At 50.3% G+C, this 25,206-nt stretch carries 20 protein-coding genes; 16 read left to right on the forward strand and 4 right to left on the reverse strand.

Annotation, left to right across the window (positions count from 1 at the left end; translation table 11 throughout):
* Positions 1-65: 65 nt before the first annotated feature.
* From ACPV3A_RS00535 to ACPV3A_RS00590, 12 genes are all read left to right on the forward strand, one after another.
* Complete coding sequence (locus ACPV3A_RS00535) at positions 66-1,646, forward strand: response regulator (protein WP_426197870.1); 1,581 nt, start codon at positions 66-68, stop codon at positions 1,644-1,646.
* Complete coding sequence (locus ACPV3A_RS00540) at positions 1,643-3,478, forward strand: cache domain-containing sensor histidine kinase (RefSeq protein WP_426197871.1); 1,836 nt, start codon at positions 1,643-1,645, stop codon at positions 3,476-3,478. Before ACPV3A_RS00535 ends, ACPV3A_RS00540 begins: the two co-directional genes overlap by 4 nt.
* A 388-nt stretch (positions 3,479-3,866) precedes the next feature.
* On the forward strand, positions 3,867-5,120 hold the full coding sequence (locus ACPV3A_RS00545; RefSeq protein WP_194539966.1) for an MFS transporter: 1,254 nt from the start codon (positions 3,867-3,869) through the stop codon (positions 5,118-5,120).
* Positions 5,121-5,567: 447 nt separating this feature from the next.
* A complete protein-coding gene (locus ACPV3A_RS00550; RefSeq protein WP_426197872.1) occupies positions 5,568-6,821 on the forward strand; it encodes a sugar ABC transporter substrate-binding protein in 1,254 nt (417 codons plus the stop codon).
* A gap of 128 nt (positions 6,822-6,949) precedes the next feature.
* Positions 6,950-7,837: a carbohydrate ABC transporter permease gene (locus ACPV3A_RS00555; RefSeq protein WP_374198260.1), complete on the forward strand. Its 888-nt coding sequence runs from the start codon at positions 6,950-6,952 to the stop codon at positions 7,835-7,837.
* A 51-nt stretch (positions 7,838-7,888) separates the two neighbouring features.
* A complete protein-coding gene (locus ACPV3A_RS00560) occupies positions 7,889-8,707 on the forward strand; it encodes a carbohydrate ABC transporter permease (RefSeq protein ID WP_100540992.1) in 819 nt (272 codons plus the stop codon).
* A gap of 41 nt (positions 8,708-8,748) precedes the next feature.
* A complete protein-coding gene (locus tag ACPV3A_RS00565) occupies positions 8,749-9,750 on the forward strand; it encodes a LacI family DNA-binding transcriptional regulator (RefSeq protein WP_426197873.1) in 1,002 nt (333 codons plus the stop codon).
* A 24-nt stretch (positions 9,751-9,774) separates the two neighbouring features.
* Entirely contained in the window at positions 9,775-10,536 is a 762-nt protein-coding gene (locus ACPV3A_RS00570; RefSeq protein ID WP_426197874.1) for an alpha/beta hydrolase, read from the forward strand.
* A gap of 198 nt (positions 10,537-10,734) precedes the next feature.
* Positions 10,735-12,900 carry a beta-glucosidase BglX gene (bglX, locus tag ACPV3A_RS00575; protein WP_426197875.1) on the forward strand — a complete coding sequence of 722 codons (2,166 nt, stop codon included), beginning with the start codon at positions 10,735-10,737 and terminating at the stop codon, positions 12,898-12,900.
* Between the two features lie 40 nt (positions 12,901-12,940).
* Positions 12,941-16,318 carry a GH36-type glycosyl hydrolase domain-containing protein gene (locus ACPV3A_RS00580; protein ID WP_426197876.1) on the forward strand — a complete coding sequence of 1,126 codons (3,378 nt, stop codon included), beginning with the start codon at positions 12,941-12,943 and terminating at the stop codon, positions 16,316-16,318.
* A gap of 83 nt (positions 16,319-16,401) precedes the next feature.
* On the forward strand, positions 16,402-16,899 hold the full coding sequence (locus tag ACPV3A_RS00585; protein ID WP_216534402.1) for a GNAT family N-acetyltransferase: 498 nt from the start codon (positions 16,402-16,404) through the stop codon (positions 16,897-16,899).
* A 229-nt stretch (positions 16,900-17,128) separates the two neighbouring features.
* Entirely contained in the window at positions 17,129-17,788 is a 660-nt protein-coding gene (locus tag ACPV3A_RS00590; protein WP_426197877.1) for an MOSC domain-containing protein, read from the forward strand.
* Between the two features lie 123 nt (positions 17,789-17,911).
* Here the strand turns inward: ACPV3A_RS00590 and ACPV3A_RS00595 are convergent, their stop codons facing one another.
* The gene (locus ACPV3A_RS00595; RefSeq protein ID WP_113059576.1) at positions 17,912-18,460 is read right to left on the reverse strand and encodes a GNAT family N-acetyltransferase; all 549 of its coding nucleotides are present in this window, start codon (positions 18,458-18,460) and stop codon (positions 17,912-17,914) included.
* Positions 18,461-18,499: 39 nt separating this feature from the next.
* On the reverse strand, positions 18,500-18,754 hold the full coding sequence (locus ACPV3A_RS00600) for a DUF2164 domain-containing protein (protein ID WP_071218900.1): 255 nt from the start codon (positions 18,752-18,754) through the stop codon (positions 18,500-18,502).
* Positions 18,755-18,866: 112 nt separating this feature from the next.
* Here ACPV3A_RS00600 and ACPV3A_RS00605 point away from each other — a divergent pair, with 112 nt between their 5' ends.
* Entirely contained in the window at positions 18,867-19,034 is a 168-nt protein-coding gene (locus tag ACPV3A_RS00605; protein ID WP_220687284.1) for a hypothetical protein, read from the forward strand.
* Positions 19,031-20,749, forward strand: coding sequence for a glutamine--tRNA ligase/YqeY domain fusion protein (locus ACPV3A_RS00610; protein ID WP_220687285.1), 1,719 nt, complete (start codon positions 19,031-19,033; stop codon positions 20,747-20,749). Before ACPV3A_RS00605 ends, ACPV3A_RS00610 begins: the two co-directional genes overlap by 4 nt.
* Before the next feature lie 141 nt (positions 20,750-20,890).
* Here the strand turns inward: ACPV3A_RS00610 and ACPV3A_RS00615 are convergent, their stop codons facing one another.
* On the reverse strand, positions 20,891-22,171 hold the full coding sequence (locus tag ACPV3A_RS00615) for an MFS transporter (protein WP_426197878.1): 1,281 nt from the start codon (positions 22,169-22,171) through the stop codon (positions 20,891-20,893).
* A 146-nt stretch (positions 22,172-22,317) separates the two neighbouring features.
* Between ACPV3A_RS00615 and mobA the strand changes: the two genes are divergently transcribed.
* Entirely contained in the window at positions 22,318-22,974 is a 657-nt protein-coding gene (gene mobA, locus ACPV3A_RS00620; protein WP_426197879.1) for a molybdenum cofactor guanylyltransferase, read from the forward strand.
* A 147-nt stretch (positions 22,975-23,121) separates the two neighbouring features.
* Here the strand turns inward: mobA and moaA are convergent, their stop codons facing one another.
* Positions 23,122-24,126 (reverse strand): GTP 3',8-cyclase MoaA, encoded by a 1,005-nt coding sequence (gene moaA / locus ACPV3A_RS00625; protein WP_426197880.1) that lies wholly within the window; start codon positions 24,124-24,126, stop codon positions 23,122-23,124.
* 341 nt (positions 24,127-24,467) lie between these two features.
* Here moaA and ACPV3A_RS00630 point away from each other — a divergent pair, with 341 nt between their 5' ends.
* A complete protein-coding gene (locus ACPV3A_RS00630) occupies positions 24,468-25,145 on the forward strand; it encodes a TorD/DmsD family molecular chaperone (protein ID WP_194539955.1) in 678 nt (225 codons plus the stop codon).
* The last annotated feature ends 61 nt before the right edge of the window (positions 25,146-25,206 follow it).

A 25,206-nucleotide genomic window follows, 5' to 3' on the forward strand; every position in this document is an offset into this window, starting at 1 on the left:
AAAGAATCCATAAGGTTCTTTGGGATATCTCTGTTTTGCGAACATAATTGTCTGGAGGGGGTTCTATGTACAAGGTGCTGCTTGTGGATGATGAAGAACTAGATCTCGAAGGCATGAGAAGATTCATTCCTTGGTCCGATCTGCATATGGAGTTAGTGGGGAGTGTCAATAATGCATTGTCGGCATGTGAAATTATCAAGAGCGAAGATGTTGATATTTTAGTCAGTGACGTCAATATGCCTTATATGTCTGGACTCGAGCTGGCACGGATTGCGCTTGAACATAAACCTAACATGCGAATCATATTCGTCAGCGGATATCAGGAATTCAGCTATGTACAGCAAGCACTCTTATTGAACGCTTACAGTTATGTTCTCAAGCCGATGAACGATAGGGAGCTTGTTGCTTCCTTAATCAAGGTAAAGCGGGATCTAGATGAAGAAAACAAGCAGCGCGAGGTGGAGATGGCTTATCAGGAGATGATCCCCATTGTCAAAAGCGATTTTCTTATACGTCTGCTTGAGCGGGAAGAATCAGAAGAATTACTGACAAAGATGAGTATCTCTTATGAATTTGACCAGTTGAAATGGCCGGTTCGCGTCGCAGTCATGGAGCTCGATAATGTTTCATGGCGTCAGGCGGGGAGCCTTTCCTCACAGAGGGAATTGGCGAGAATATTCCTGCAACGTATTCAAGAGGCGATTACGGATAGTGGGAGCGGCATGCTTCCTTACTGTAAGCTGTCTTCGCAACGAGTAGCGATACTGCTGGAGGACAGTAACGCTACTCCAACGATAAGCACACTGATGGATAGCGTTCAGCAGCATTTGATGACATCCATGACAACGGGCATTGGTGAACCCGTACGCACATTGGATCAACTTCACCTGTCGTATAGGCAGGCTGTTGAAGCGGTGGAAGGCAAGATGTTTCTGGGCAAGGGAAGTATTATCAAGTACGAAGACGTCTGTGCCGAGCCGGGAATGCTGGATGCAAGGATGCTTGATGAACGCATGAACGTCCTCTTAAAGGCAATGGAGGAATACGAGCTGGTTCAAATCTGTGATGAACTGGAAAAATTATTCGGCTCTATAAGGAGTCTGCGCTCCCGTTTTACCGTGCATAATATGTCGAATTATATTATATGGAAGCTCGAACAATATTTAAGCAGTCGCAATGAAGACTTGTTTGACCTGTTAGGCATGGATATTCATCATCTGGATATCTTGATGCAGTTCGAAACCGTCAGCGATATTCGTTCATGGTTCATCCAGCGTATATTCGAAATTTCCGAAAGATTATATGAGAAATCCAATTCCAAGGATAGTAAATTCATCCGCAGTGTCATCCAAACGATGAAAGAACGAATGAGTGAGAATATAACGATAAAGGATATTGCCCAGCATTTTTCTTTTTCGCCGAGTCATATCGGATTTTTGATTAAAGAGCGGTCAGGAAATACGTTTAATGAACTGCTTGTACAACTGCGCATGGAAAAAGCGTGTGAATTGCTAAAACAGCCTGGCCTTAAAGTTTATGAAGTCGCCGATCAGGTAGGATACCGCTATCTTCCTTATTTCAGCCGACAGTTCAAAGAAAAATTCGCCATGACACCCATGGAATATCGAAAGAGAGAATTGGGATGAACAATCACTGGATTTCATCATCCGGAACAGACGGCAAGAAGCTGGGGTATATACCCGTCGGTTATAAGCTCATGCTGACTTTTACGGTCTTTACTTTGCTATTGGTTTCTGTAAACTTTTATATTTCGCATTCGATGTATGATGAGACTATGCGCGAACAGACCCGCGTCAACATCCAGGGGACGCTTCAGCAGATTCGGGATAACGTTGCCTATAAGGTGGATGATATCGTCCAGACATCGGCGACATTGTATGATGATCCTGCATTCATTCAGAGCATCCGCCGGGATTTATCGGGTGCTGAGAATCATGTCCGTATGAACAATGTGATTCTCCCAAAGCTAGAGAGCGCTGCAAAGGCGGTTGGCCTTAATTTAAGGCTATCCGTCTATTTTCATAATCAAACGGTGTACGAGAAGTATAAAAATTGGAATCACGAAATCAACCAAGATTTCAACGAACAAACCTATGATATTTACCATATGACCCGGGTTTCCAATGAGTTTTGGTATTTCACACTGCCGGGAGAGAAATACAATGCAACCATGATCTGGAGGCAGGTGGAAGAGGATGAGCGGGATGGACGGATTTCGATGATTCGACGAATGGTGGATATGAACAATCCGCTGCAAATTAAAGAAGTGGGAATCATGCGGTTCAGTGTGCGCTTGTCGCAGCTGTTCGATAGTGTAGATTACGCGAAACTTGGGGACGGAAGTATGTTATCGGTACTGGATCCCTTTGGGAATGTGGTGTTTACCTCTGGCCCATCTGTTGAAGATAATAACGACACCCTCGTCAAAGTAAATGAACCTACGGGGTTAACAGCACACGATCAGAAGCATTATTTGATCATCGAAGAAGATTTGCCACAGAAGAACTGGAAGATCGTTGCGCAAGTTCCGCTTAATATTATTGAACAGGAAGCGAAGAGAGTACGAACCGTTTTGATAGTCATTTGTATCATCTGCGTAGTGTTATTTACATATACGGGGTATGTTATTTCCCGATCTTTCTCTAAACGAATCCTGAAGATTGTAGGGGTACTCAATGCATTTCGGGAAGGGGATCTGCATAAACGGATCGCTTATCGGGGCAAGGGGGAGTTCCCTCAAATTGCGAATGCCTTGAATGCGATGGGCGAGGATATCGAAGCGTTAATAAAAAAAGTGTATTTAACCCAGCTACAAAAGAAGGAAGCAGAGCTTGAAATGCTGCAAACGCAGATTAATCCTCATTTCTTATACAATACGCTATCCTCCATTAATCAGCTTGCGAAATTCGGGGAAACGGAGAAACTTCAGGATATGGTGGTGCAGCTGGCACAATTTTATCGGCTTACCTTAAATTCAGGCAGAATATTGATACCCATCGCTTTAGAGATTGAGCAGGCCAATGCGTATCTGGATATTCAAAAAGTAAAATATGGTCAGCGCATGGAAGTCACTTTTGATATCGACACGAATATATGGCCTTACGAGACTATAAAACTGATTTTACAGCCCTTCATTGAAAATGTGCTGAAGCATGCTTGGAGTGGAGATCGTATTCATATTCGGGTTTCAGTCCAAAAGGAAGGCGATGATATCCTGTACAGAATCATAGATGATGGTCTGGGTATGAAGCAGGAACGAATCCAAGAGATATTGGATCCCCAGGATCATAGTCACACGGGCTGCGGGATTCGAAACATTGACCAGCGGGTGAAGCTGCATTATGGGAGCGAATACGGCGTGTCCATCTTCAGCAAAGTCGGAATCGGGACTTCGGTTCAAATTCGCATACCTGCAAGATCCAGAAATTCAAACMCCGATAAGAAGGCGGCGGGGTAGGCGGGGAGCTCTGAACCAAGGGATTCTTCAACAATTGAGGATCCGCTGTTTAGCGTCCTGTTCGCTGTTATGGTAAAGCGTCAATGAATGTGCTTGCTAAAAATGGATCTCTCAAGCGATACTAGGATTTGGGCGATAAGAAGTGACAAGCAATGTTCATTCTTACAGGATTATAGGGACAGCAAAAAGATGGCGTTCGCCTCTTTTTTGAAGAATAATTAGAAAAAGCCCGCATGGGCTTTTTTTTAACATATTAGAATTTATAAAGTTTTTTGGGGTCCCCGCAAAGTATTTGGAATAAGCATCGGAGCATAGGCTCCACTTTGTGGGGCTATTTTAGGTTATATGCGTAAATATACTGCTGCGAGGCTGCTGGGAGATAATAAACATGAAATGGTTGGAGCAGTACCCTAAGGAAGTAAAAGGTTTTCTTGTTGCAAGTCTCGTTGCCTCTGCAGGCGGGTCCTTGATGTGGCCGCTGACAACGATGTATGTATTCGATGAACTGGGACGAAGCATGAAGGATGCGGGTTTTGTCATACTGATTCAATCCATGGGGGGAATTGCCGGTCAACTCCTTGGCGGTGCGCTGTACCACCGGGTTGGGGTGAAAAAGCTCATTGTGGGCTCGCTGCTGCTGAATGCCCTCGGACTGTTCACCCTTCCGTTCATTAATGGACTATGGGGCTTGTTCATCGCGATGATGGGTTTCATCGGATTCTGTAACGCGATATCGATGCCAGCCATACAGGCATTTATCGGCTTCCGGTTTGCCGATCGGCGGGGCGAATTGTTTAATGTCATCTATGTTGCGAATAATATCGGCGTAGCCTTAGGAACGGCCATGAGCGGTTTCCTGGCGGAGATATCGTATCATTTAAGCTTTGTCTTAAACGGCGTCACGTCCTTCGGATTTGCGATTTTCTTCCTGTCCTATCTGACGAAGCTGGGCGGAACAGGCGTATCGCAAGGGTCCCATCATCCCCAGCCCAAGAGTCCGCTGCCGGCGGGCCCCGGCGCTTGGGCATTGCTCGGGAACACCCGAATCTATCTCTTTATGGGATTGGGTTCTCTGTTTCTGTGGTTCGGTAATTCCATCTGGAATACAGGGGTGTCTCCGTTCATCATCTCGGAGGGGATGTCCAAGACGGCCTACGGTTATTTATGGACGCTGAACGGGATCCTCATTTTTGCCGCGCAGCCGCTCACGAATGCCATCAAGCGTTGGGCGGCCCGTACGGAGAGCAGTCAGATGACGGCAAGCGCTTTGTTCTATCTGGCAGCTTATGTCGTCATTGTGACAGTGCACAGTTATCCGGGCATGATCCTTGCGATGGTGCTGGCCACATTGGGGGAAATGCTGATTTCACCTGCGATCCCGGCTTTTATCTCGGAGCGTGCAGGACAAGCGGCTCCGTTCTATATCGGCGTGACAGGCGGCATGGGTGCCGCAGGCCGGGTGATTGGGCCTTATGCGATGGGAACGATGTATGACGGCGGCGGGTTGACGCCGGTGGCATGGTTGGCTGTAGGTGTTGCCGTGTTGTCATTCCTGTCATTTGCCGTGCATGCCCGGATTAGTAAGGACATCCCGCTGCATCACGACGCTCATGACAAGAATGCAGGTCACCTTAATGCATAGCCCAAGTTTTAATAGTTGATATAATTTCAGGATAGAGATTAAGCAGCAGGCCTTCTTTGGGGTGTGCTGCTTTTTTTGTCTACGGTTTAAGGCTTACACCACTTGTCAAAGAAACGCCTTACAAAAAAAATAAAAAGGATATTGAAATCGCTCTCAGGGGGAGCTATAATGAACTTGTCGAAACGTTTCAAAAAGAATGCGTTTTTTAAAGTAATTAAGCAAGGAAAATTTTTATTATGAACACGAAACAGCTTGTTTATCCCTAGGATAACCATGAAAAGGTGCTTTATAGGGGGAATGAAGAGACAGTAGGATTATAGAAGCAACCTTTATCCGGCGTCTTTATTTTTTTGAATAAAATCGAAACGTTTCGAAGTAAGTGCTTTCAATTAGGTTTTGCATTACGTTTCGCATGGTGGTAAACATTAAAAACGGGGTGAATGTAGAATGAGAAAAAAATCAATATTGTGGACGTTGGCAGCATTGCTGGTGTTCTCCGTCGTATTAGCCGGATGCTCGGGCGGGTCTGAGAAAGCAGATGGAGGTAGCGAAGGCGGTGGAGGCAAGAAGGAACTGAAAGTTTGGTTGATGGGTGACACATCTGACGAAACCTTGATTAAGCAATATGAAGAGAAGAATCCAGGCGTTAAGGTAAGCGTTCAATTAATTCCTTGGGGCAGTGCCCATGACAAGCTGCTTACAGCGGTTGCATCCAAAAGCGGCCCGGACGTCGTGCAGATGGGAACAACCTGGATTCCGGAATTTGCTCAGGCTGGAGCTTTGCTCGATCTGACGCCTTATCTTGAAAAGTATCCAAACTTGAAGCAAGAAAATTATTTTGACGGTGCTGTGCAAACCATGAGTTATGATGACAAAGTTGTCAGCATCCCATGGTATGTGGAAACGCGCGTGCTGTTCTACCGTACGGACATTTTGGCTGAAGTAGGCTATCCGGAAGGTCCTAAGACTTGGGATGAAATGAAGGATGCCGGTAAGAAACTGGCAGCTAGAGGAGACGGCAATTACGCAATCACCATTGATGCTAAAGATATGAACTATCTGTCCATGTTTGCTTGGCAGAATGGAAGCGCTATGATCGACGAAAACAGGAAGCCTCATTTTAACGAGCCGGAATTCATGGGAGCCATGGAATACCTGAAGAGCTTCTATGATACGGGCATGACGCCGCTTGCCAGTGATTTGGATCTGTTTGCCGCATTTAAAGACGGACAATTCCCGATGTTTATCAGCGGTCCTTGGATGATTCAGGGCGTTAAAGACAAAGCGCCTGAGATTGAAGGCAAATGGGCTACGACGACACTTCCAGCTAAAGAAAACAATGCATCGTTCCTCGGCGGAGCTAACATGTCGGTATTCAACACAACCGAAAATGCAGATGAAGCCGTTAAATTCATATCCTTCATGAGTGAACAAGAATCGCAGCTGACCAACTATGATGTGGCTAAAAACCTGCCTGCTGTTAAGAGTGCATGGGAAGATCAACGCTTTGAAGATCCGATTTTTGCTACCTTCGGAAAACAGCTCGAAAGCGCTAAGCCTGTTCCGTTCATTAAGGAGTGGGATGCTATCTCCCAAGAAGCCATTGCCGCATTTGAGAAAATTACGCTTGGCGGTGCTGACATCAAAGCAGAAATGGATCTTTTGAATCAGAAAGCTACTGAAATTCTAAACAAAAAATAAGAGTGCTTCTTAAGCGCAGCCCGGCTTGTTTCTTCGAAGGATGAAACAAGCCTGACTGCTTCCAAAGAGCGTTATTCTTTTATTGAGAAACCCACACTTGCAGGAGGTGAATGACATTGCAGAACTTTATCAAGCGCTTTAACCAATATAAGTATCCTTATATGTTTATTGCGCCCGCACTGGTGCTGCTTCTGACGTTCTCAATCATTCCGATCATCATTGCGCTTGTCATCAGCTTCACGGATATTGACCTCGCTGGTCTCGCTAATTATTCAAACATTGAAGGCGTTGGCTTCGATAATTTTATGAATGTATTTAAAGATCCCATCTTTCTGAAATCGATGTTTAACACCATGTTCTATGTTATTATCGGTGTTCCGTTTGTCGTTATGCTTGCCATGGGTGCTGCATTGCTGCTTAACTATGGCACGGGATGGTTGTTTAAGACATTCCGCGTTGTTTATTATATGCCTTCCATTACGAATATTGTGGCGGTCGCGGTTGTTTGGGGATACCTGTATAACAGCCATTACGGCCTCTTTAACCATATGTTATCCTGGTTTGGTATTCCCGCACAGCAATGGCTGAATGATCCTACACTTGCCAAGTTATCTCTTATTCTTCTGGCTGTATGGAAATCGATTGGCCTCAATATGATCATTTTTCTGGCTGCGCTGCAGGGCATTCCACGCTCCTACTATGAAGCGGCGGAGATCGATGGTGCGAGCAAATGGAAGAAACTGTTGTACATCACGGTTCCGCTCCTTAGCTTTGCCACCTTCTTTGTCACGATAACGACGCTGATCGGCTGGATTCAATTCTTCGAGGAGCCGCTGGTTATGACCAAGGGCGGACCGCTGAACTCCACGATGTCGATGGCCCTCTTTATTTATAACAATGGCTTCCAGCTTAGCAATTTTGGTTATGCGGCTGCAGGATCGTTTGTGCTCTTCATCATCATTATCGCTGTAACGGTCGTACAATTCGCAGTCAAGAGAAAAGATGTCGAATATTAAGTTTCAGGTTCAACCGATGTTTTCGTATCGTAACTGAAGGAGGCTCAGGGTATGGCAGCTAAAAGAATTGAGAAAACAGTCATGACGGTGCTGCTCATTGCAGGAGGACTGCTGATGATGATTCCGTTTATCTGGATGATCACGTCCTCATTCAAGCCGGAAAATGAATTTACGGCAGTTCCGCCGACGCTATTACCGAAAGAATTTACAATTGAAAATTATGTGGATTTATTTACGAAGCTGGACTTTATCGTATACCTGAAAAATACGCTTATCATTGTGTTCTGGTCTTTTGTCGGTCTGTTCCTCAATGCGCTTGCAGGATATGCATTCGCTAAATATGAGTTCCCCGGCAACAAGAAGCTGTTTTATCTCGTGCTGGCAACGATGATGATTCCGGGACAGGTTACCATGATTCCGGTCTACCTGCTGATTAATGCCATGGGATTGACTAACACGATGGCGGGTATTGTGCTGCCTGGCCTGGTCGGAGCATTCGGTATTTTCCTCTTCCGTCAGTTCATGTCCACGATCCCTACGGATCTGATTGAAGCATCCAGGCTGGATGGAGCGGGAGAGCTGCGGATTTTCTTCCAGTTGATCGTTCCGATCACGAAGCCGGTATTTGCGGTGCAGGGGATTTTGGCCTTTATCGGCGCTTGGAACAGTTTCCTGTGGCCTCTCATCATGGCAAATGACCAAAAGCTTTATACGCTTTCGGTGGGTCTGCAGCTTCTGAAAGGACAGCACGGATCTGATTTCGGCCTCCAGATGGCAGGCGCTGCATTTATGGTTGTTCCGATTATCATCGTATTTTCTTTCTTCCAAAAACATATTATTGAAGGATATACGATCTCTGGCATGAAATAAAATAGATAGAGTTTTTTAAGTAGTAGAAGGGGCGTAAGGAAATGGCAACGATTAAGGATGTGGCAAAGCTCGCTGGAGTCGCCTTGTCAACGGCTTCATACGCGTTAAGCGGCGACAGCAGAGTGAGTTCCAAGACAAGATCAAAGGTGCTCGAGGCAGCAAGGCAGTTGAATTATCGGAAGAACGGATTTGCCATGGATTTGAAGCGGAGCCGCACCAAGACAATCGCTCTTATTCTGACGGATCTATCCGGGCCTTATTATTCCGAGCTGATTCGAAGCGTACAGGAAGTCGCTTTAACCAACGGATATGATCTGATCGCCTGCAGTTCGATGGGTGGCAGAGATTCAACGGCGGTTAAATTTTTGAGAGAGAAAAGGGCGGACGGTGCCATCATACTTGCACCTAATATCCGGGATGAAGTTCTGATCGAGACCTCGGGTCCCCAATTTCCGATTGTCGTGATGGATCGTCCATTGTGCAGCGAATACCTGGTCAATGTGCTGGTCGATGGGGAACAAGGAGGATACACGGCTACCCGGTATCTGCTTGAGAACGGTCATCGGCATGTGGCATACATCAGCGGTTCTTCAGATTCGTACGATAGCCATTTGCGTTATCAGGGGTATTTACGGGCACTAGCCGAGGCAGGGCTGGAGGAACAGTCGAAATGGCGTCTCAGCGGCAACTTCGTGCGCGAGGGCGGTTACAATGCGACCAAGATGATGATTATGCAGGGGGCGCTCCCGTCGGCGGTGTTCTACGGCAACGACGAGATGGCCATCGGAGGATTGAAGGCTTTTGAGGAGAGCGGCATATCGGTGCCGGATGATGTATCCGTCATCGGATATGACGATATACAATTAGCCGAATACGTGAATCCGCCGCTAACCACGATCAAGCAGCCCAAGAGCGAGGCGGGATCGCTTGCAGCCCATTTGCTGTTTCAGATATTGGCCGGTGAATCCGTGAAGCAGTCTTATATGCTGACGACCGAAATGATGGAACGGGCATCTGCAGGGAAGAGCAAAGTAGAGAATTAATGGACCGGATTGGAGATGAGGAACTTGGCATGGATCACGTGTGATTTTTATTCCGAAGCACTGAAACTGTCTACCGGTATAGAGGTTTTTCTGCCGCAAGCCGCTTTGCTGCCGTACGGTTCTTCTTCGAAACTGCCGGTGCTTTATTTGCTTCACGGACGAGGAGCGGATCAGACCGAATGGATGCGCAGGTCGTCCATCGAAAGATACGCCGAGAATAAAGGCATCGCGCTCGTGATGCCGGGAGTCGGACGAAGCTATTATATGGACATGGCAAACGGCTTTCCTTACTTTACCTTCCTGAGCGAGGAGCTTCCACGGCTCGTTCAGTCGTTCTTTCCGGTGTCCGGGCGGAGGGAAGATACCTTTGTCGCCGGAATTTCGATGGGGGGTTACGGAGCGTTCAAGCTGGCCATGAGTTATCCGGATCGTTATGCGGCAGGCGCAAGCCTGTCGGGTGGGCTGGATCTCGCCAGCCGCGCTGCAGGACCGGGCTTTCAGGAGGCAGAAATCCGTACCCTGTTTGGAAGCGTCGATCAATTGCGAGGAAGCCGGGACGATTTGCTGTTCTTAGCCTCGGAATTCGCGGCATACAGTGGCGACAAACCGATGCTGTATCAGTGCTGTGGGACAGAGGACTTTTTGTATAACGATAATCAAACCTTTAGACACTATGCGGACAGCCTGGGGCTTCATATCACCTATGAGGAAGAACCCGGTGGTCATGAATGGGGATATTGGGATCGCAAAATTCAGCGGGTGCTGGATTGGCTGCCCCTGCCCTGAATTTTTTGTCCGCATGTGTTGAAACGTTTCGATTTTATATGCGAATTAGCGCTGATTTCTTCGCTTTTTAGATTGTTAATTTGTAAGTATAAATGCTTATAAAATATAAGGTTTTAGGAAATTATTGATTGTTTTCGAGGGAATCATAACGTTTCGAAATAATGAAAAGTGAATGGTAATGACATAGGAGGATGGGAAATGGCAGATCAACAACTACTTTCTCTGGTCGAGCAGATGACGCTGGAGGAGAAAATTGCGCAGCTTATACAACTGGCCGTCCCTTTTTTCGAAGGCGCCCAAGAATCGGGGCAGATTACAGGACCGATGGAGTCGCTTGGCATCACCGATGACATCGTAAGTAATGCCGGCTCCGTGCTGGGTTTGGCAGGTGCGGAGGAAGTGATAGCCGTCCAGGAAACCCATTTGCGCAAGAATCGATTGAAGATTCCGCTGCTGATGATGGCTGATATCGTTCACGGCTTTAAAACAATCTTTCCGGTGCCGCTCGCCATGGGGAGCTCTTGGGACCCCAGCCTAGCGGAGCGGAGTGCGGAAATCGCTGCGCGCGAAGCCGCGGTATCCGGCCTGCATGTGACATTTGCGCCGATGGTGGACCTGGTGCGCGATCCCCGCTGGGGGCGCGTGATGGAATCGACGGGCGAAGATCCTTACTTAAACAGTGAATTTGCCAGAGCCTTTGTCAGAGGTTTCCAAGGGGAGGACCTGAGCGGCGACCTCAACCGGCTGGCTGCTTGCGTGAAGCACTTTGCCGCATATGGAGCAGGCGAAGGCGGCCGCGATTACAACACGGTGGACATGTCCGAGCGTCAGCTGCGGGAGTATTACTTGCCGGCGTACAAGGCTGCGCTGGACGAAGGTGTCGAGATGGTCATGACCGCCTTTAATACGGTGGATGGCATACCCGCTACGGGCAATAAACGGCTGATGCGCGATTTGCTGCGCCGCGAATGGGGCTTTGACGGCGTGCTGATCTCCGACTGGGGAGCGGTCAAAGAGCTAATTCCACACGGGGTAGCGGAGGATGAGGCAGAGGCAGCGTTAAGAGCTATTGAAGCGGGCGTGGACATCGAGATGATGACTTCCAGCTATGTTCATCATTTACCTGAAATGGTACGTGAAGGCCGGGTGGACGAGAGTCTGATCGATGAAGCGGTGCTGCGCATTCTGTCTTTGAAAAAGCGCCTTGGACTGTTCGAGCGCCCTGTGCGGGGGGCCGACCCGCAGGCGGAACGGGAGATTGTGTTCTGCGAGGAACATCGTCAGGCGGCCCGGGAAGCTGCGGCGAAATCCTGCGTGCTCCTGAAGAACGATTCGCTGCTGCCGCTGCGCGGCGGGCAGCGCGTAGCGTTGATCGGCCCGTTCGCTGCCAGCGGCGATATTCTTGGCCCCTGGTCCTGGACAGGCTCCAAAGAAGACGCGGTAACGCTGGAGCAGGGACTGCGCTCCAAGCTGTCTTCCGGTTTGCTGACGGTAGCCGAGGGCTGTAACGTGAACGCCATGACCGGGCAGCAGCTGGAAGAGGCGATGAAGGCAGCAAAGGAAGCCGACGTGATTGTGCTTGCGCTGGGCGAGGATTCCGAGATGAGCGGCGAAGCGGGCAGCCGTGGGTTTATAACGCTGCCACAACCGCAGCTCGAGCTGATTCAGCATTTGAAAACGCTGGAGAAGCCGATGGTTGCCGTATTGTTCAACGGTCGTCCGCTGGATCTGCATGGGGTGCTGGACGAAGTGGAGGCTGTGCTGGAAGCCTGGTTCCCGGGAAGTGAAGGCGGGGCGGCTGTAGCTGCACTGCTGACGGGCGAGGCGAATCCTTCCGGCCGGCTCAGCATGTCGTTCCCTTATTCCGTGGGACAGGTGCCGGTATACTATAACCATTTTAACACCGGCCGTCCGAAGGATGCGCCCGATGCGCAGGTACGCTATGTATCGCAATATTTGGACATTCCGAATGAGCCGCTGCTTCCGTTTGGATTCGGCCTCAGTTATACGGAATTCGTATACGGGAAGATGACGCTGTCGGCGGATGAAATGTTCCCGGACCAGCCGCTTGAAATTACGGTTTCGGTGACGAATGCCGGCGATATGGCCGGTGAAGAAGTGATCCAGCTGTACGTCCGCGACCGATCCGGAGAGGTCGTTAGGCCTGTCAGGGAGCTAAAGGCTTTCCGCAAGGTGCTGCTGCAGCCGGGCGAACGACAGGAAATCACGTTTACGCTGACCGAAGAACAGCTGCGCTATCACCACTCGGATCTGTCTTTCACCAGCGATGCGGGCGAGTTCGACATTATGGTTGGAAAGAATAGCCGGGATACGGAGACAAGACGTTTTCGGCTTCGGAAATAACTCGACTAACATCATTTATGCAGAATAGGAAGTGAAACTTGTGACAGCCAATCATGTAATGAACGATGCGAAGATTGTACTCCAGGCGGGAGATTTGACGTTTTCCTTTTTGCCTAGCGGTGATCTTTATCAAGCCACTTACGGCACGACGATGATCAATCAACTGCTCTCCAATTCGATTGACGGCTCCCTTAACAATTTGTTTCTGAGAATCCATACTGAGAGCGGCATTCAGGCCGTTCCTATGCTCGGAGTACACTCCAACAGCGTGGTCACTCACGCGGATAACCGGATGATGTGGGAAGGCAGCGTCAAGGGAGTAGGTTATAAGGTTTTGTTTACCCCAACGGATACCGGCGCGTGGTTCTGGGACGTCGAGCTCCGGGGGGAAGGAATTCAAGCCGACGTCGTGTATGGACAGGATATCGGCATCGCCCAACCTGGTGCCGTTCGTAACAATGAGGCCTATTTGTCCCAGTACATTGACCATGCTGTGTTCCGGCAGGAAGATCTGGGGTATGTCGTGTGCTCACGTCAAAATCAGCCGCAGGGAGGCAAATTCCCGTATCTTCAACAGGGGGCGATGACTTCTGCTGTCGGGTATGCAACGGATGGCTTTCAGTTCTTCGGCCTTTCCTATAAAGAAACGAATCAGGCGGTGGCTTTATCCAAGGAGAGTCTGCCGAATGAGGTGTATCAATATGAGTTTGCCTATACGGCTCTGCAGTCCCCTCTCGTTGCTCTGAATGGCACGGCTCGGTTCGTATTTTACGGCTTGTTTAAAGAGGATCATCCGGAAGCAGTTACGTCGCTTGAATTCCAGGATGAGCTTCAGGCTGTGTGGCACCAGTTTGCAGCGAGCCGGTTGACGGAGACGGGCCATCAGCTGCCTCGGTCGGAGCGATCCAAGCGCTTCGGGGAACCTCTTCGCACATTGCCGCTGACGGCAGACGAATTGAACGCTTTGTATCCTGTACGCCGCCAAGAAGAGCGTGACGGGGAGGAGCTGCTCTCGTTCTTCACGGATACCTATGAGCATATCGTTTTGAAGGAGAAGGAGCTTCGCGTGGAGCGTCCGCACGGTCATATCTTGATGAGCGGCAACAATGTGAAGCTGGGCAGCCCTGTCATTACGACAACCTCCTACATGTATGGCGTGTTTAATTCCCAGCTGGTGACGGGGAACACGAATTTTAACAAAATGATGAGTCATGCGCGGAATGCACTAAACGTGCCTAAGACATCCGGACAGCGGATTTATGTCGAGATGGACGGGGAATATCGCCTCTTGACGATGCCGTCCGTGTTCGAGATCGGCTTTAACTATGTACGGTGGTACTATAAGACCGAAAGCGACATGCTGATCATTACGAACTTCACGTCTGCCGCGGCACCGGAGGTTACGCTCCAAGTCCGTTCCGAGAGCGGAAGAGCGTACCGTTATTTGGTCACCATGCAGGTCACGATGGATGTGAACGAATATGAAGTCCCGTATCATAGGGTTCAGGAAGACGGCATCATTACGTTCCGTGCCGATTCGGCTTCGCTCAGCGCTTCCGTGTATAAGGATTTGCATTATCGCCTTGGGGTGACGGGAGCCGATATGCAGGTGACGGATGAAACTTGTCTGGGAAGCAACATCGCTCCCGGCAGTGCCTCCTTAACAGTACTTGAGCTTGGTGAGAGTGTGGAATGGACTATGACGGTACAAGGCAGCCTTGATGCAGCGAACGCTACGCTTGCGGCGCGGGTAGCCGATGAAGAGATTGCAAGCTACCGCTCGTTCTACGCGTCTGTGATGAACGGGTTCCATCTGAGCCTGAAGAATGGACAGGAAGACGGCTTGTTCAAGGTGAATGCGCTGGCCTGGTGGTATACGCATAACATGCTCGTTCACTATTCGGTTCCGCACGGCCTGGAACAATACGGCGGCGCTGCGTGGGGAACGCGCGATGTGTGCCAAGGGCCTGTAGAATATTTCATGGCTACGCATAAATACGAGCAGGTACGCGATATCCTGCTTGAAGTGTACTCCCACCAGTATGAGGATGACGGAAATTGGCCGCAGTGGTTCATGTTTGATAAGTACGCCCATATCCAGCAGGAAGAGAGCCACGGCGACATTATCGTATGGCCGCTTAAGGTGCTGGGCGATTATTTGGCCGTCACTAACGATTACAGCATACTGGAGTCTGCCGTTCCATACACGAGAAAGCACAGCTTCGATTTCACGGAGCAGACGTACACCGTGCTTGAGCATGTGAAGAAGCAAATGGCCTATATTCAAAATCACTTCCTTCATGATACCTATCTGTCTTCTTATGGAGACGGGGATTGGGATGATACGCTTCAGCCGGCTAACGCGCAGCTGAAGCAGTTCATGGTCAGCAGCTGGACGGTGGCTTTGACCTATCAGACCTTGAAACAGTTCTCCCAGGTCATGGAGCCTGTGGACCAAGCGATGTCCGATGCCATGGGGGATCTCGCGGAAGGAATTCAGCGGGATTTCAATACGTATATTTTGAATTCTGAAGTTATTCCCGGCTTTGTCTATATGGAGAGCAAAGAGCAGAGCAAATTCCTGCTGCATCCGTCCGATCAGGAAACGGGAATCCAGTACCGGCTGCTTCCGATGACGCGCAGCATGATCAGCGAGCTGTTGACGCCGGAGCAGGCAGCAAGCCATTATGAGATTATCCGTGAGCAGCTGTTTTGTCCGGACGGCGTTAGATTGATGAACCGTCCAGCCGTATATGCCGGCGGCGTCAGCACGCACTTTAAGCGGGCGGAGCAGGCGGCGAATTTTGGCCGGGAGGTTGGCCTTCAATATGTGCATGCGCACATCCGTTATGTAGAGGCGATGGCCAAGCTCGGCAAGAGCAGCGAGGTGTGGAGCGGGCTTGAGCGCATCAATCCGATCGGCATTGCCGAGGTTGTGCCGAATGCGGAGCTGCGTCAGAGCAACGCGTATTTCAGCAGCTCGGACGGAAAGTTCAACACACGCTATGAAGCGCAGGAATCGTTTGATGCGCTGCGCAGCGGAAGCGTACCTGTCAAAGGCGGATGGCGGATTTATTCCAGCGGCCCGGGGATCTACATGAATCAATTGATTTCTAATGCGCTTGGCATTCGCGAAGCGGGAGGAGACCTGGTGATTGATCCTGTCCTGCCGAAGACGCTGGATGGCCTGGAGTTCCGATTCAACTACGCGGGGATGGCGGTAACGTTCATTTATCACGTGGATCGTTCCGAGCGAACTCGTATTACGATTAACGGGCAGGATGTAGCAGCGGATACGATCCGGAACCGATATCGCACAGGCGGCGTTCGTATTGCAGGTGCGGATATCAAACGATTGGCCGGAGAGGGTGGCACCGATTGCGTCGTGGATATTTACGCCTCTATTCATGAACAATAATTCTTGACCCCGTGAAACTCGTCTGCAAGAAGCAAACCGGTCTGATATAATAGAGGGAATGGTTATCAAAGCGAGGGATGGCGATGAAGACCGGTCAAGAGACATTGACCATCCGGTTCTCCGAGATGAAGGATGCTGCTGCACTCATGGAACTCGACGAACTGGTATGGGATCGCAATACGGCCCCTGCCCCATTGGAGTGGAACTCAAGAGATCATTATCTTCTGCATTGTCCGCCAGGCACACAGCTCGTGGCCTTGCATGAGGGGGAACTGTGCGGTTACATCGGATTCCGGTCGCCCACAAGCCTTCACAGTAATCGTCATGTGCTAGAGCTGAACATCGCGGTTCATCCTGCCTATCAACGGCAGGGCATCGGGCAGCGGCTGATCGATGCCGTGAAGGACATGGCGCGCGCGGAGGGCATTTCGAAGCTGAGGCTGCGGGTGCTGTCCAGCAATCCTGGCGCATTGGCTTTTTACAGGAACTGCGGGTTTCAGGAAGAGGGCAGGCTGATTCAGGAGTTTTATGTGGATGGACGTTACGTCGATGATATCTTAATGTGCTGCTTCTTATCATGATGGATCACATCATGATATCCCTCTAGGCCGTTTACCGAGCGGCAGAGAGATGAAGTTCATAGGGTTGAACAGTCCGGCAGCTTGCCGGGCTGTTTCGTATGTTAAGGCCAACCAGGGTTTTCTGGTTGGCCTAATGTTATTTGGCCCGCCACTTAAAACGGCTTCTGGACAAGGGCACACGCTATTGCATATAGTAGATGAAAAGAAAAGAAGGCGGAGGTTATTTTCCATGACTATGGGCATTGTATCGCTGAATGTGGGAAAGCCTGTAACGGTTGATTACCAGGGAAAGGACCTGTCCACGGGAATCTATAAGCAGCCTGTGGAGGGTCCCTTGTTCCTAAGTTCATTGAATTTCGAGGGGGATGGTCAGGCCGATCTCGTCAATCACGGCGGCGTGGATAAGGCGGTGTGCGCGTACCCCTTCGAGCATTATCCTTATTGGGAACACTCCTTGGGCAAACAGATGGCGCATGCTGCCTTTGGCGAAAACCTGACGCTGCGGGGGATGCTGGAGGATCGGGTCTGCATCGGGGATGTATACCGGATAGGCGACACGGTGGTACAGGTCAGCCAGCCCCGATATCCCTGCTTTAAGCTGTCGCAAAAGCATGGCGTGAAAGATATGCCGGCAAGAGTATTGAATACGGGCTACAGCGGGTTTTACTTTCGAGTCCTGGAGGAAGGGGATGTCCGTGCCGATTCCGCGGTCACTCAGCTTGAGTCCCATGCTTCCGGCATAACGGTGCAGGACGTGCTTCGCATGATGAAGGATGGACGGAAGGATGAACGCGGATTGTCCCGCATGCTGGAGATCGATGTGCTGTCAGCCAGCCTGAAGTCGCAATTCGGCAAATGGCTGGAGACCCTGCGGGAGAATCAGGAGTGAGACGATGGTTCTTGCCGGGCTTCTAAGCCAAGGTCAGCCTATATTCTAGAACACATACAGACAACAAAACCGGCTTGCGTCCTTATCGTGGGATTCAAGCCGGTTTTATTCCGGATGTAGAGGTTACCTCATCCGCTTCCATTCGCTCTGAATCATGCCGTAGACCGCGTGGTTAACATAGCCTTGGGGCAGCTTCTCGGCTTCCCTTATGACTCCCTCCAGCACAAACCCCAGCCGTTCCGGAATGGCCCGGCTGCGATGGTTAGCCGTTGCACAGCGGATCTCCACCCGATTCAGGCCCATGCGCATCAGCGCGTGATCCGTGAACGCGCGGCATGCGCTTGTCATCAGGCCTTGCCCCGTGAAATGCTGATCCAGCCAGTATCCGATACTGACCGAGCGGTTGTTCCAATCGATCTCATGAAACGAGATGGTGCCTGCCAGCTCCTCGCGGACCCAGATGCCGGCCGAGAAGCCGCCGTTCTCGGCCGCTTGCTTCATGGCGCCTTTGATATAATTGACGGTATCGTTGACTTCGGTGACGGCATCCACCCACGGAAGCCACTTGCGCAGGCGGTCCCGGGAACGATCGGTAATCTCGAACATCGCCCGTGCATGCTCTATGGCAAGCGGGCGCAATTCAACATGGTCATCTAATGTGTATCCAAACATAAGGTATCTCCTTTGTTCACTCGTGAAGTGTATGTAGCTTTAACGAGTCCGCTTCACTTTTTGCTCCAATGCGTAAATATCTTCTTCAAGGGAAATCATACGCTGACTGACAACCGTTCTGCAGTCGCTGAGCGCTTGATTGTATAGATGAGGCCCTAAGGTCTCCGTGAAAAAATCAAGAACACCCTCTGCGGCTAGATGGCCGAGGGTTTCGCCGCGCTCGGTCTCAAAGTATTCCTGAACCAGTCCAATCAGCTGTTCGCGTTGTTCTTTAGGGAATTTGGTAGGTTTCATAAGATGATTGCAGGCCTCCTTCATAGCTGTTTTTCTCTCCATGCTACCCTATTGACCAGCCCCCGTCAAAACGATTTTCGCCGGCATTTTCGGTTGTGGGAGAATCTTCTGTGTGCGGGTTAAGATGCTGGGAGCAGACTGCTTGCCGAATCCTCATGGCAAGCTGGCAACTTGCGGCACGGAGGTGCCGAATTCCTTGAACAATCGCGGCATTACAGGTATATTTAAGGGAAACACGTTTATACAGGAGATAGACAGAAATTACAGGACGAAAGGTTGATCAACGTGGAGAACCATCGGGGAACCCCCTCCAATTTCATAAAAAATGTTATTACCGAAGACCTGAAGTCCGGTAAAGTTAAGGAAATCGTTACCCGCTTTCCGCCGGAGCCGAACGGCTACTTGCATATTGGACATGCCAAGGCCATATGGATCAATTTCACACTGGCCGATGAATTCGGCGGACGGACGCACTTGCGGTTCGATGATACGAACCCGGTGAAGGAAGACATTGAGTATGTTAACTCCATTAAGGAGGACGTGAAGTGGCTCGGATTCGATTGGGAAGAGCTGCGGTACGCGTCCGATTATTTTGAAGAGATGTACAATCGTGCCGTGTTGCTGATTAAGAAAGGGAAAGCTTATGTGGATGACCAATCCGCTGACCAAATCCGCGAAACGCGCGGAACCCTGACCGAGCCAGGGCATAATAGTCCATACCGGGATCGCAGCGTGGATGAGAATCTGGATCTGTTCGAGCGGATGCGCAAAGGGGAATTCGCCAACGGCGAGCGCGTGCTGCGCGCCAAGATCGACATGGCTTCGCCGAATATTAATCTGCGGGATCCGGTCATCTACCGGATCTCTCACGCGCATCATCACAATACAGGCGACAAGTGGTGCATTTATCCGATGTACGCTTTTGCCCATCCGCTGGAGGATGCCATTGAAGGGGTTACGCATTCCCTGTGCTCCCTGGAGTTTGAGGATCAACGCCCGTTCTATGATTGGGTTGTGGCCGAATGCGAGATGGACAGCACGCCGCATCAGTACGAATTCGGACGTCTGAACGTGGCGCAGACGGTTACGAGCAAGCGTAAACTGAAGCAGCTCGTCGACGAGAATGTGGTGGACGGCTGGGATGATCCGCGCATGCCGACGATCTCCGGACTTCGCCGCTTGGGGTATACGCCTGAAGCCATTCGCAACTTCGTGTTTGAGACGGGAATTTCGAAGGCGTACGGCACGGTGGACCGCCAAGTGATGGAACACTTTATCCGTGAGGACCTGAAGCTGAAGGCGCCGCGTACGATGGCTGTGCTGGACCCGCTGAAGGTGGTCATTACGAATTACCCTGAAGGTCAGATCGAATGGCTGGACGCCGAGAACAACACGGAGAATCCGGAGATGGGGATTCGCCAGATTCCGTTCTCGCGCGAGATTTATATTGAGCAGGAAGATTTCATGGAAGATCCTCCGAACAAATATTTCCGCTTGTTCCCCGGCAACGAGGTCCGTTTGAAGCATGCGTACTTCATCAAGTGTAATGACGTCATTAAAGACGAGAACGGCAAGGTCGTCGAGATCCACTGCACGTATGATCCGGAGACGAAGAGCGGCAGCGGCTTTACCGGACGCAAGGTGAAGGGAACGATTCACTGGGTGGAAGCCACGCAGGCCGTACCTGCTGAATTCCGCCTGTTCGAACCGCTGTTCAAGGACGAAGAGGAAGAAGCCGAATTGGTGCAGGAGGTTGCAGGCGAGGCGGAAGAAGCAACTGCCGAGAAGTCCTTCCTGGACGACATCAACCCGAACTCGCTGCAAATCGTGCAGGGATTCGTGGAACCGAATATGAAGGATGCTGCGCCGCAGGACAAGTTCCAGTTCTTCCGCCATGGATATTTCAACGTCGACTCGAAGTATTCGCAGCCAGGACGTCCGGTATTTAATCGCGTGGTCTCCCTGAAGAGCTCGTTCCAGCTTCCGAAGAACTAAATCAAGATAACGGCATAGGCGCGTTGAAGAAGTCTCCTGTGCTCTATAACGTAAACAAGACTCGAAGATTCCGTTACAGGATTCATTCGAGTCTTGTTATATTTACGATGGTACCGAATGGCTTGCGTACAGGACCACGGTCTAACTCGCAGCGTACTCCTCCATCTCGTCGCTATCGAGATCGTCCGGATGCAGCGGCTGATACCCGTGCTTGCGAAGGTTGTACCACATCCAGCCAAAGCCGATGGCACCCACAATGGCAAGCATCGTGCCGGTCCGGTACATGATCTGCGCCCCGAAGTTCTGGAACATCCAGCCGCCGGCAAGACCGCCGATGACGCCGGATATGCCGCTCCAGCTTAAGGTATAGATCGCTTGTCCGGAAGCGCGATACGGCGTCGGCACAAACAGCATCGTCAGCTGTACGCCGACATAGAAATAGCCGCCGAAGGTTACGCAATGCAGGAGCTGGATGAAGGCCACCTCCAGCGCGCTGTTGGCTTCCGCCATCAGCAGCCAGCGGAGGGCGAAGAGCAGGCTGACAATCGTCAGGCAGCCGACCAGGACATTGATTTTCCGTTTCAGGAAGCGGTCAAACAGAATGAAGATCACCACTTCAAATATAGACGAGAAGAAGATCGCAAGGCCCACCATCTGCTTGGTACCGCCAAGCTCCAGGATGTATAGGGACATAAAAGTGTTATTGGCTGTGTTCGGGATGGATACCATAATGCCTAACAGGATAAAACAGACAAAATAGGAGTTCAGGAACAGCCTGCTGAGTCCTCTAAGACTGACCGATGCCGATGCTGTCGTCTTCTGGATAGAGGGCAGCGTAAACATGAACACGGCCGCCACCAGCAGCATAATCGAGAACACGATGGCGATGCGCCCCGACCCGAGCCGGTCGATGACAGGCCCTGCAGCGATAGCCGTCAGCGCCCATCCGAGCGAGCCCCATAGCCGGAACGAGCCGAATTTTTGCTGTGTCTCCTCAATATAGGTTAGAATCAGCGAATTTGTCTGCGAGAACATCGGAGTCTGGAAGAAATAAAAGAAAATCATTGTCATGTATATCATTGCATAGGTATTCGCTTGAAATACAAGCTGAACCAGCAGCAGCGTACCGGTCATCATGATCAGCAGCACCCGCTTGATGTTTGCCGCCCGATCACCCCAGAATCCCCAGAACGGATTGGCGAAGATGGACACAAATGGCGCGATCGCCATCAGGCTGCCGATTTCAATTTTGCTCATGCCGATATCTTGTAAATATAACTGGAAGAAACCGGTGAAGATGACCATGGTTCCGTAAATGAAGAAGTTGAACAGCTTGAGCGATATCAGCGAAGGTTGGGCGTTGTCCATATTCCGCAAGTGGGTCATTCCTTTCAAACCGAATACAATCCACAATCGCGGCATCGAAAAAAAGCCGCTTTCCCTTTCAATGTATCACGCATTGAAAAGGGATACAAACCATCTTTTAAATGATTTTCCATTATTCTGGTTATTAACCTATAAACTGAACCAAGTTTTTTTACAACGTGTAAGAAAGGCTGGTAGAACATATGAGCGGTCAATCCATAGATGTCGGCTTTTCGCCGGATCAGGTGACGGGTATCGTACTTGCAGGCGGGGCCTCCCGGAGAATGGGAAGAAACAAGGCGCTCCTGCCCATGCAGGGAATGAGTTTGATCGAGCGAACGGTCCAGGCGCTTGACGAGGTTAGCGGCCGCGTCATCCTATCCACCAATACCCCCGAGTCTTATCAATTTCTCGGATTGGAATGCGTTCCCGACCTTTATGTCGGGCAAGGCCCGATGGCGGGTCTTCATGCAGCGCTCACGTCATCCCAAAGCACATGGAATATGGTCGCTGCGTGCGACATGCCCCATATCCATGAGCGTTTCCTTCGGGGGTTGCTGAATCTGGCGAATCAGCAGCTCACAGCCGATGCTGTAATTCCTGTTGTAGAAGGCAGGGTGCATCCCCTGCTGGCAGCATATCGCAAAGAAATCGTAGAAGGCCTTGAACGCAGGCTGAACAAGGGACAACTTCGCATGGTGGAGTGGGTGCAGGAGCTGAATGCCGTCTTCGTGCACGAGGAGCAATTAGAGGCAATTACGGGTCTTGATCCGCGCAAAATTTTATTTAATATGAACACGCCTGGGGAATACGAGGCAGCAGGCGGCCTGATGAATGCGGACTTGCCTCAGGATAGATAGTAGATTTCTATAGCTGAATAAAGGTGTGCAAAAGCACGACGAAACGGTATTCATCATAAAAAAATAACCCCGCCAGCTAAATGCTTGGCGGGGATTTTAATATCAACCATATGACTGCCTTCGGCTATTATACGCACAGCCGACGGTTTATCCGCCGATCTGTGACATACGCCGGACGGTTGGGGTATGGCTTTGCATTTTTTTCTCGAGCGCGAGCGCCATTTCATGATTCAACGGTTTGGAACCCAGCGCTTTGCGGAACAGGTTTGCCACCGCGGAAGGATCATCGACGACGCGGCGCACGTTAAATTCGTCGGACCAGTACAGGCAAGCCTTGATGTGGCCGTCAGCCGTCAGCCTGAGGCGGTTGCAGGAATCGCAGAAATGATCGCTGACCGGATGGATCAGACCGAAGGTTCCTGTAGCTCCAACCACCTTCATATTTCGTGAAGGTCCGTTGCCGGATGGCCCCTGCTCTTCCTGAATGGTCCAACCCGCCTCCTGGCACACTTCGGATACCCGGCTGAGCGGCAGATACGAATCTCGCCAGGCATCGGATGCTTGCCCGATCGGCATGTATTCAATAAAGCGGACATGTAGGGGACGATCGAGCGTCAGCGCGATAAAGTCGCGAATTTCGTCTTCGTTGAAGCCCTTCATTAGCACCATGTTCAGTTTGATGGGATCCAGGCCGGCTTCATAAGCGGCTTCAATGCCTTCCAGCACTTTACGCACTTGACCGCCGCGCGTAATGCGCGCGTAGCGATCCTCATGAAGCGAATCCAGACTGATGTTGATTCGGGTAAGTCCGGCTTCCTTAAGCAGGCGAGCTTTGGAGGGGAGAATGATCCCGTTGGTAGTCAGGGATATATCTTGAATTCCTTCAATGGAAGCAATCATATGGACCAAGGATTCCAGGTCCTTGCGTACCAGCGGCTCGCCGCCGGTAAGGCGTACTTTGGAGACACCCATTGGGGCAAGGACGCGCATGATCGCTGCGATCTCTTCATAACTCATAATCTGATCGGGAGGTTGGAATTCCATCCCTTCTTCCGGCATACAATAGACACAACGAAGATTGCATCGATCCGTCACCGAGATACGAATATAATCATGGACCCGACCGAAAGAATCTTTAAGCGGTTCGATCATGGAAATCCCCCTTTATAGCATGCATGGTCACATTGTAGCCATTCCCCGAACGGGAGTCAATGCATTGTAAGGGTCATGTCAGCCGGACAAGCTGCGTGGATAAGTTCAAGGATTTGTGAGAAGAATCACAGAAAACGCTTTCGGGATCCAGTATATTGAAGCTGTGGACAAAAGCTTTCTCCCCTTGAAAGCGAGTAGTGACATTCTAGATTTCCGAAAGTTTCCTGATTTTTCCGAAATTTTCGGAAATCATTTCAAACTGCTTTCATTAGACGTTCATCTAAGATATACTGTCAAGGATATCACATCCAACAAGAAAGGTTACCAATAGGAGGTTCGATTTGGCGATATCACCTGTTCAAACTTTGGAGGTGCCTGACGTCTGTCACAGATGGCTTGAAAACCGGGGTACGGTCTACGAGCTGCTCATCGATTTTTTGGGCAATTGGCCCAGCTTGTCTATGATTGCGGAATGGAGCCGCGGAAGCGGAATTAGCAAGGCTGCGGAGTGTTCGAAGGCCGGTACGGACCTGATGACCTATTTATGTGGACGCTCACCTGAGGAATTGGTTCGGATTTGCGAATACGAAGGGGCGGAATACCGCCGATTGCTTCAGCAGTCCAAACAGCGTCAGGCGGCAAAGTCTCATTACACGAAGGATGGATGCGCTCAGGATTTAGCCGATTGTTATGCATCCGTCGGTGTTGCCTTTAATAAACTGCACGGGGAAGCGGACGATCATATAGCCATTGAACTGGAATTTATGACACTGCTTCATGACCGTATGCTGAACAATACGTATTGTGAACATAGCATGCTGCAATTGATGGAGGTTCAAGAGAAGTTTCTGGAGGAGCATCTGTTGTCATGGGTGCCATCCCTCTGCAAGGATCTAAAAGGCTCCACGGAAAGCCCGCTTTATCAGTCGGTATTCAGTCTGCTCGAGGAGTTCCTCGCACAGGATCTGAACATGCTGAAGACGTGGAAGCATTCCAGGGAAGCTGTGCTGGTACATTAGCGAGCCAGGACAATATCATAGTCATCCAAAAAAAGCCCCAGCCTCCTAATGTAGGAAGCCG

Source organism: Paenibacillus sp. Dod16, assembly GCF_049893405.1.
Classification (GTDB): domain Bacteria; phylum Bacillota; class Bacilli; order Paenibacillales; family Paenibacillaceae; genus Paenibacillus_AQ.

Bases quoted from the DNA above. Each gene is read 5' to 3' on its own strand.
- moaA (WP_426197880.1), bottom strand. From the start codon at position 24,126: ATGATCGAACCGCTTAAAGATTCTTTCGGTCGGGTCCATGATTATATT.
- bglX (WP_426197875.1), top strand. From the start codon at position 10,735: ATGGCAGATCAACAACTACTTTCTCTGGTCGAGCAGATGACGCTGGAG.
- ACPV3A_RS00565 (WP_426197873.1), top strand. From the start codon at position 8,749: ATGGCAACGATTAAGGATGTGGCAAAGCTCGCTGGAGTCGCCTTGTCA.
- ACPV3A_RS00560 (WP_100540992.1), top strand. From the start codon at position 7,889: ATGGCAGCTAAAAGAATTGAGAAAACAGTCATGACGGTGCTGCTCATT.
- ACPV3A_RS00550 (WP_426197872.1), top strand. From the start codon at position 5,568: ATGAGAAAAAAATCAATATTGTGGACGTTGGCAGCATTGCTGGTGTTC.
- ACPV3A_RS00600 (WP_071218900.1), bottom strand. From the start codon at position 18,754: ATGAAACCTACCAAATTCCCTAAAGAACAACGCGAACAGCTGATTGGA.
- ACPV3A_RS00585 (WP_216534402.1), top strand. From the start codon at position 16,402: ATGAAGACCGGTCAAGAGACATTGACCATCCGGTTCTCCGAGATGAAG.
- ACPV3A_RS00615 (WP_426197878.1), bottom strand. From the start codon at position 22,171: ATGCCGCGATTGTGGATTGTATTCGGTTTGAAAGGAATGACCCACTTG.
- ACPV3A_RS00595 (WP_113059576.1), bottom strand. From the start codon at position 18,460: ATGTTTGGATACACATTAGATGACCATGTTGAATTGCGCCCGCTTGCC.
- ACPV3A_RS00545 (WP_194539966.1), top strand. From the start codon at position 3,867: ATGAAATGGTTGGAGCAGTACCCTAAGGAAGTAAAAGGTTTTCTTGTT.
- ACPV3A_RS00535 (WP_426197870.1), top strand. From the start codon at position 66: ATGTACAAGGTGCTGCTTGTGGATGATGAAGAACTAGATCTCGAAGGC.
- ACPV3A_RS00590 (WP_426197877.1), top strand. From the start codon at position 17,129: ATGACTATGGGCATTGTATCGCTGAATGTGGGAAAGCCTGTAACGGTT.
- mobA (WP_426197879.1), top strand. From the start codon at position 22,318: ATGAGCGGTCAATCCATAGATGTCGGCTTTTCGCCGGATCAGGTGACG.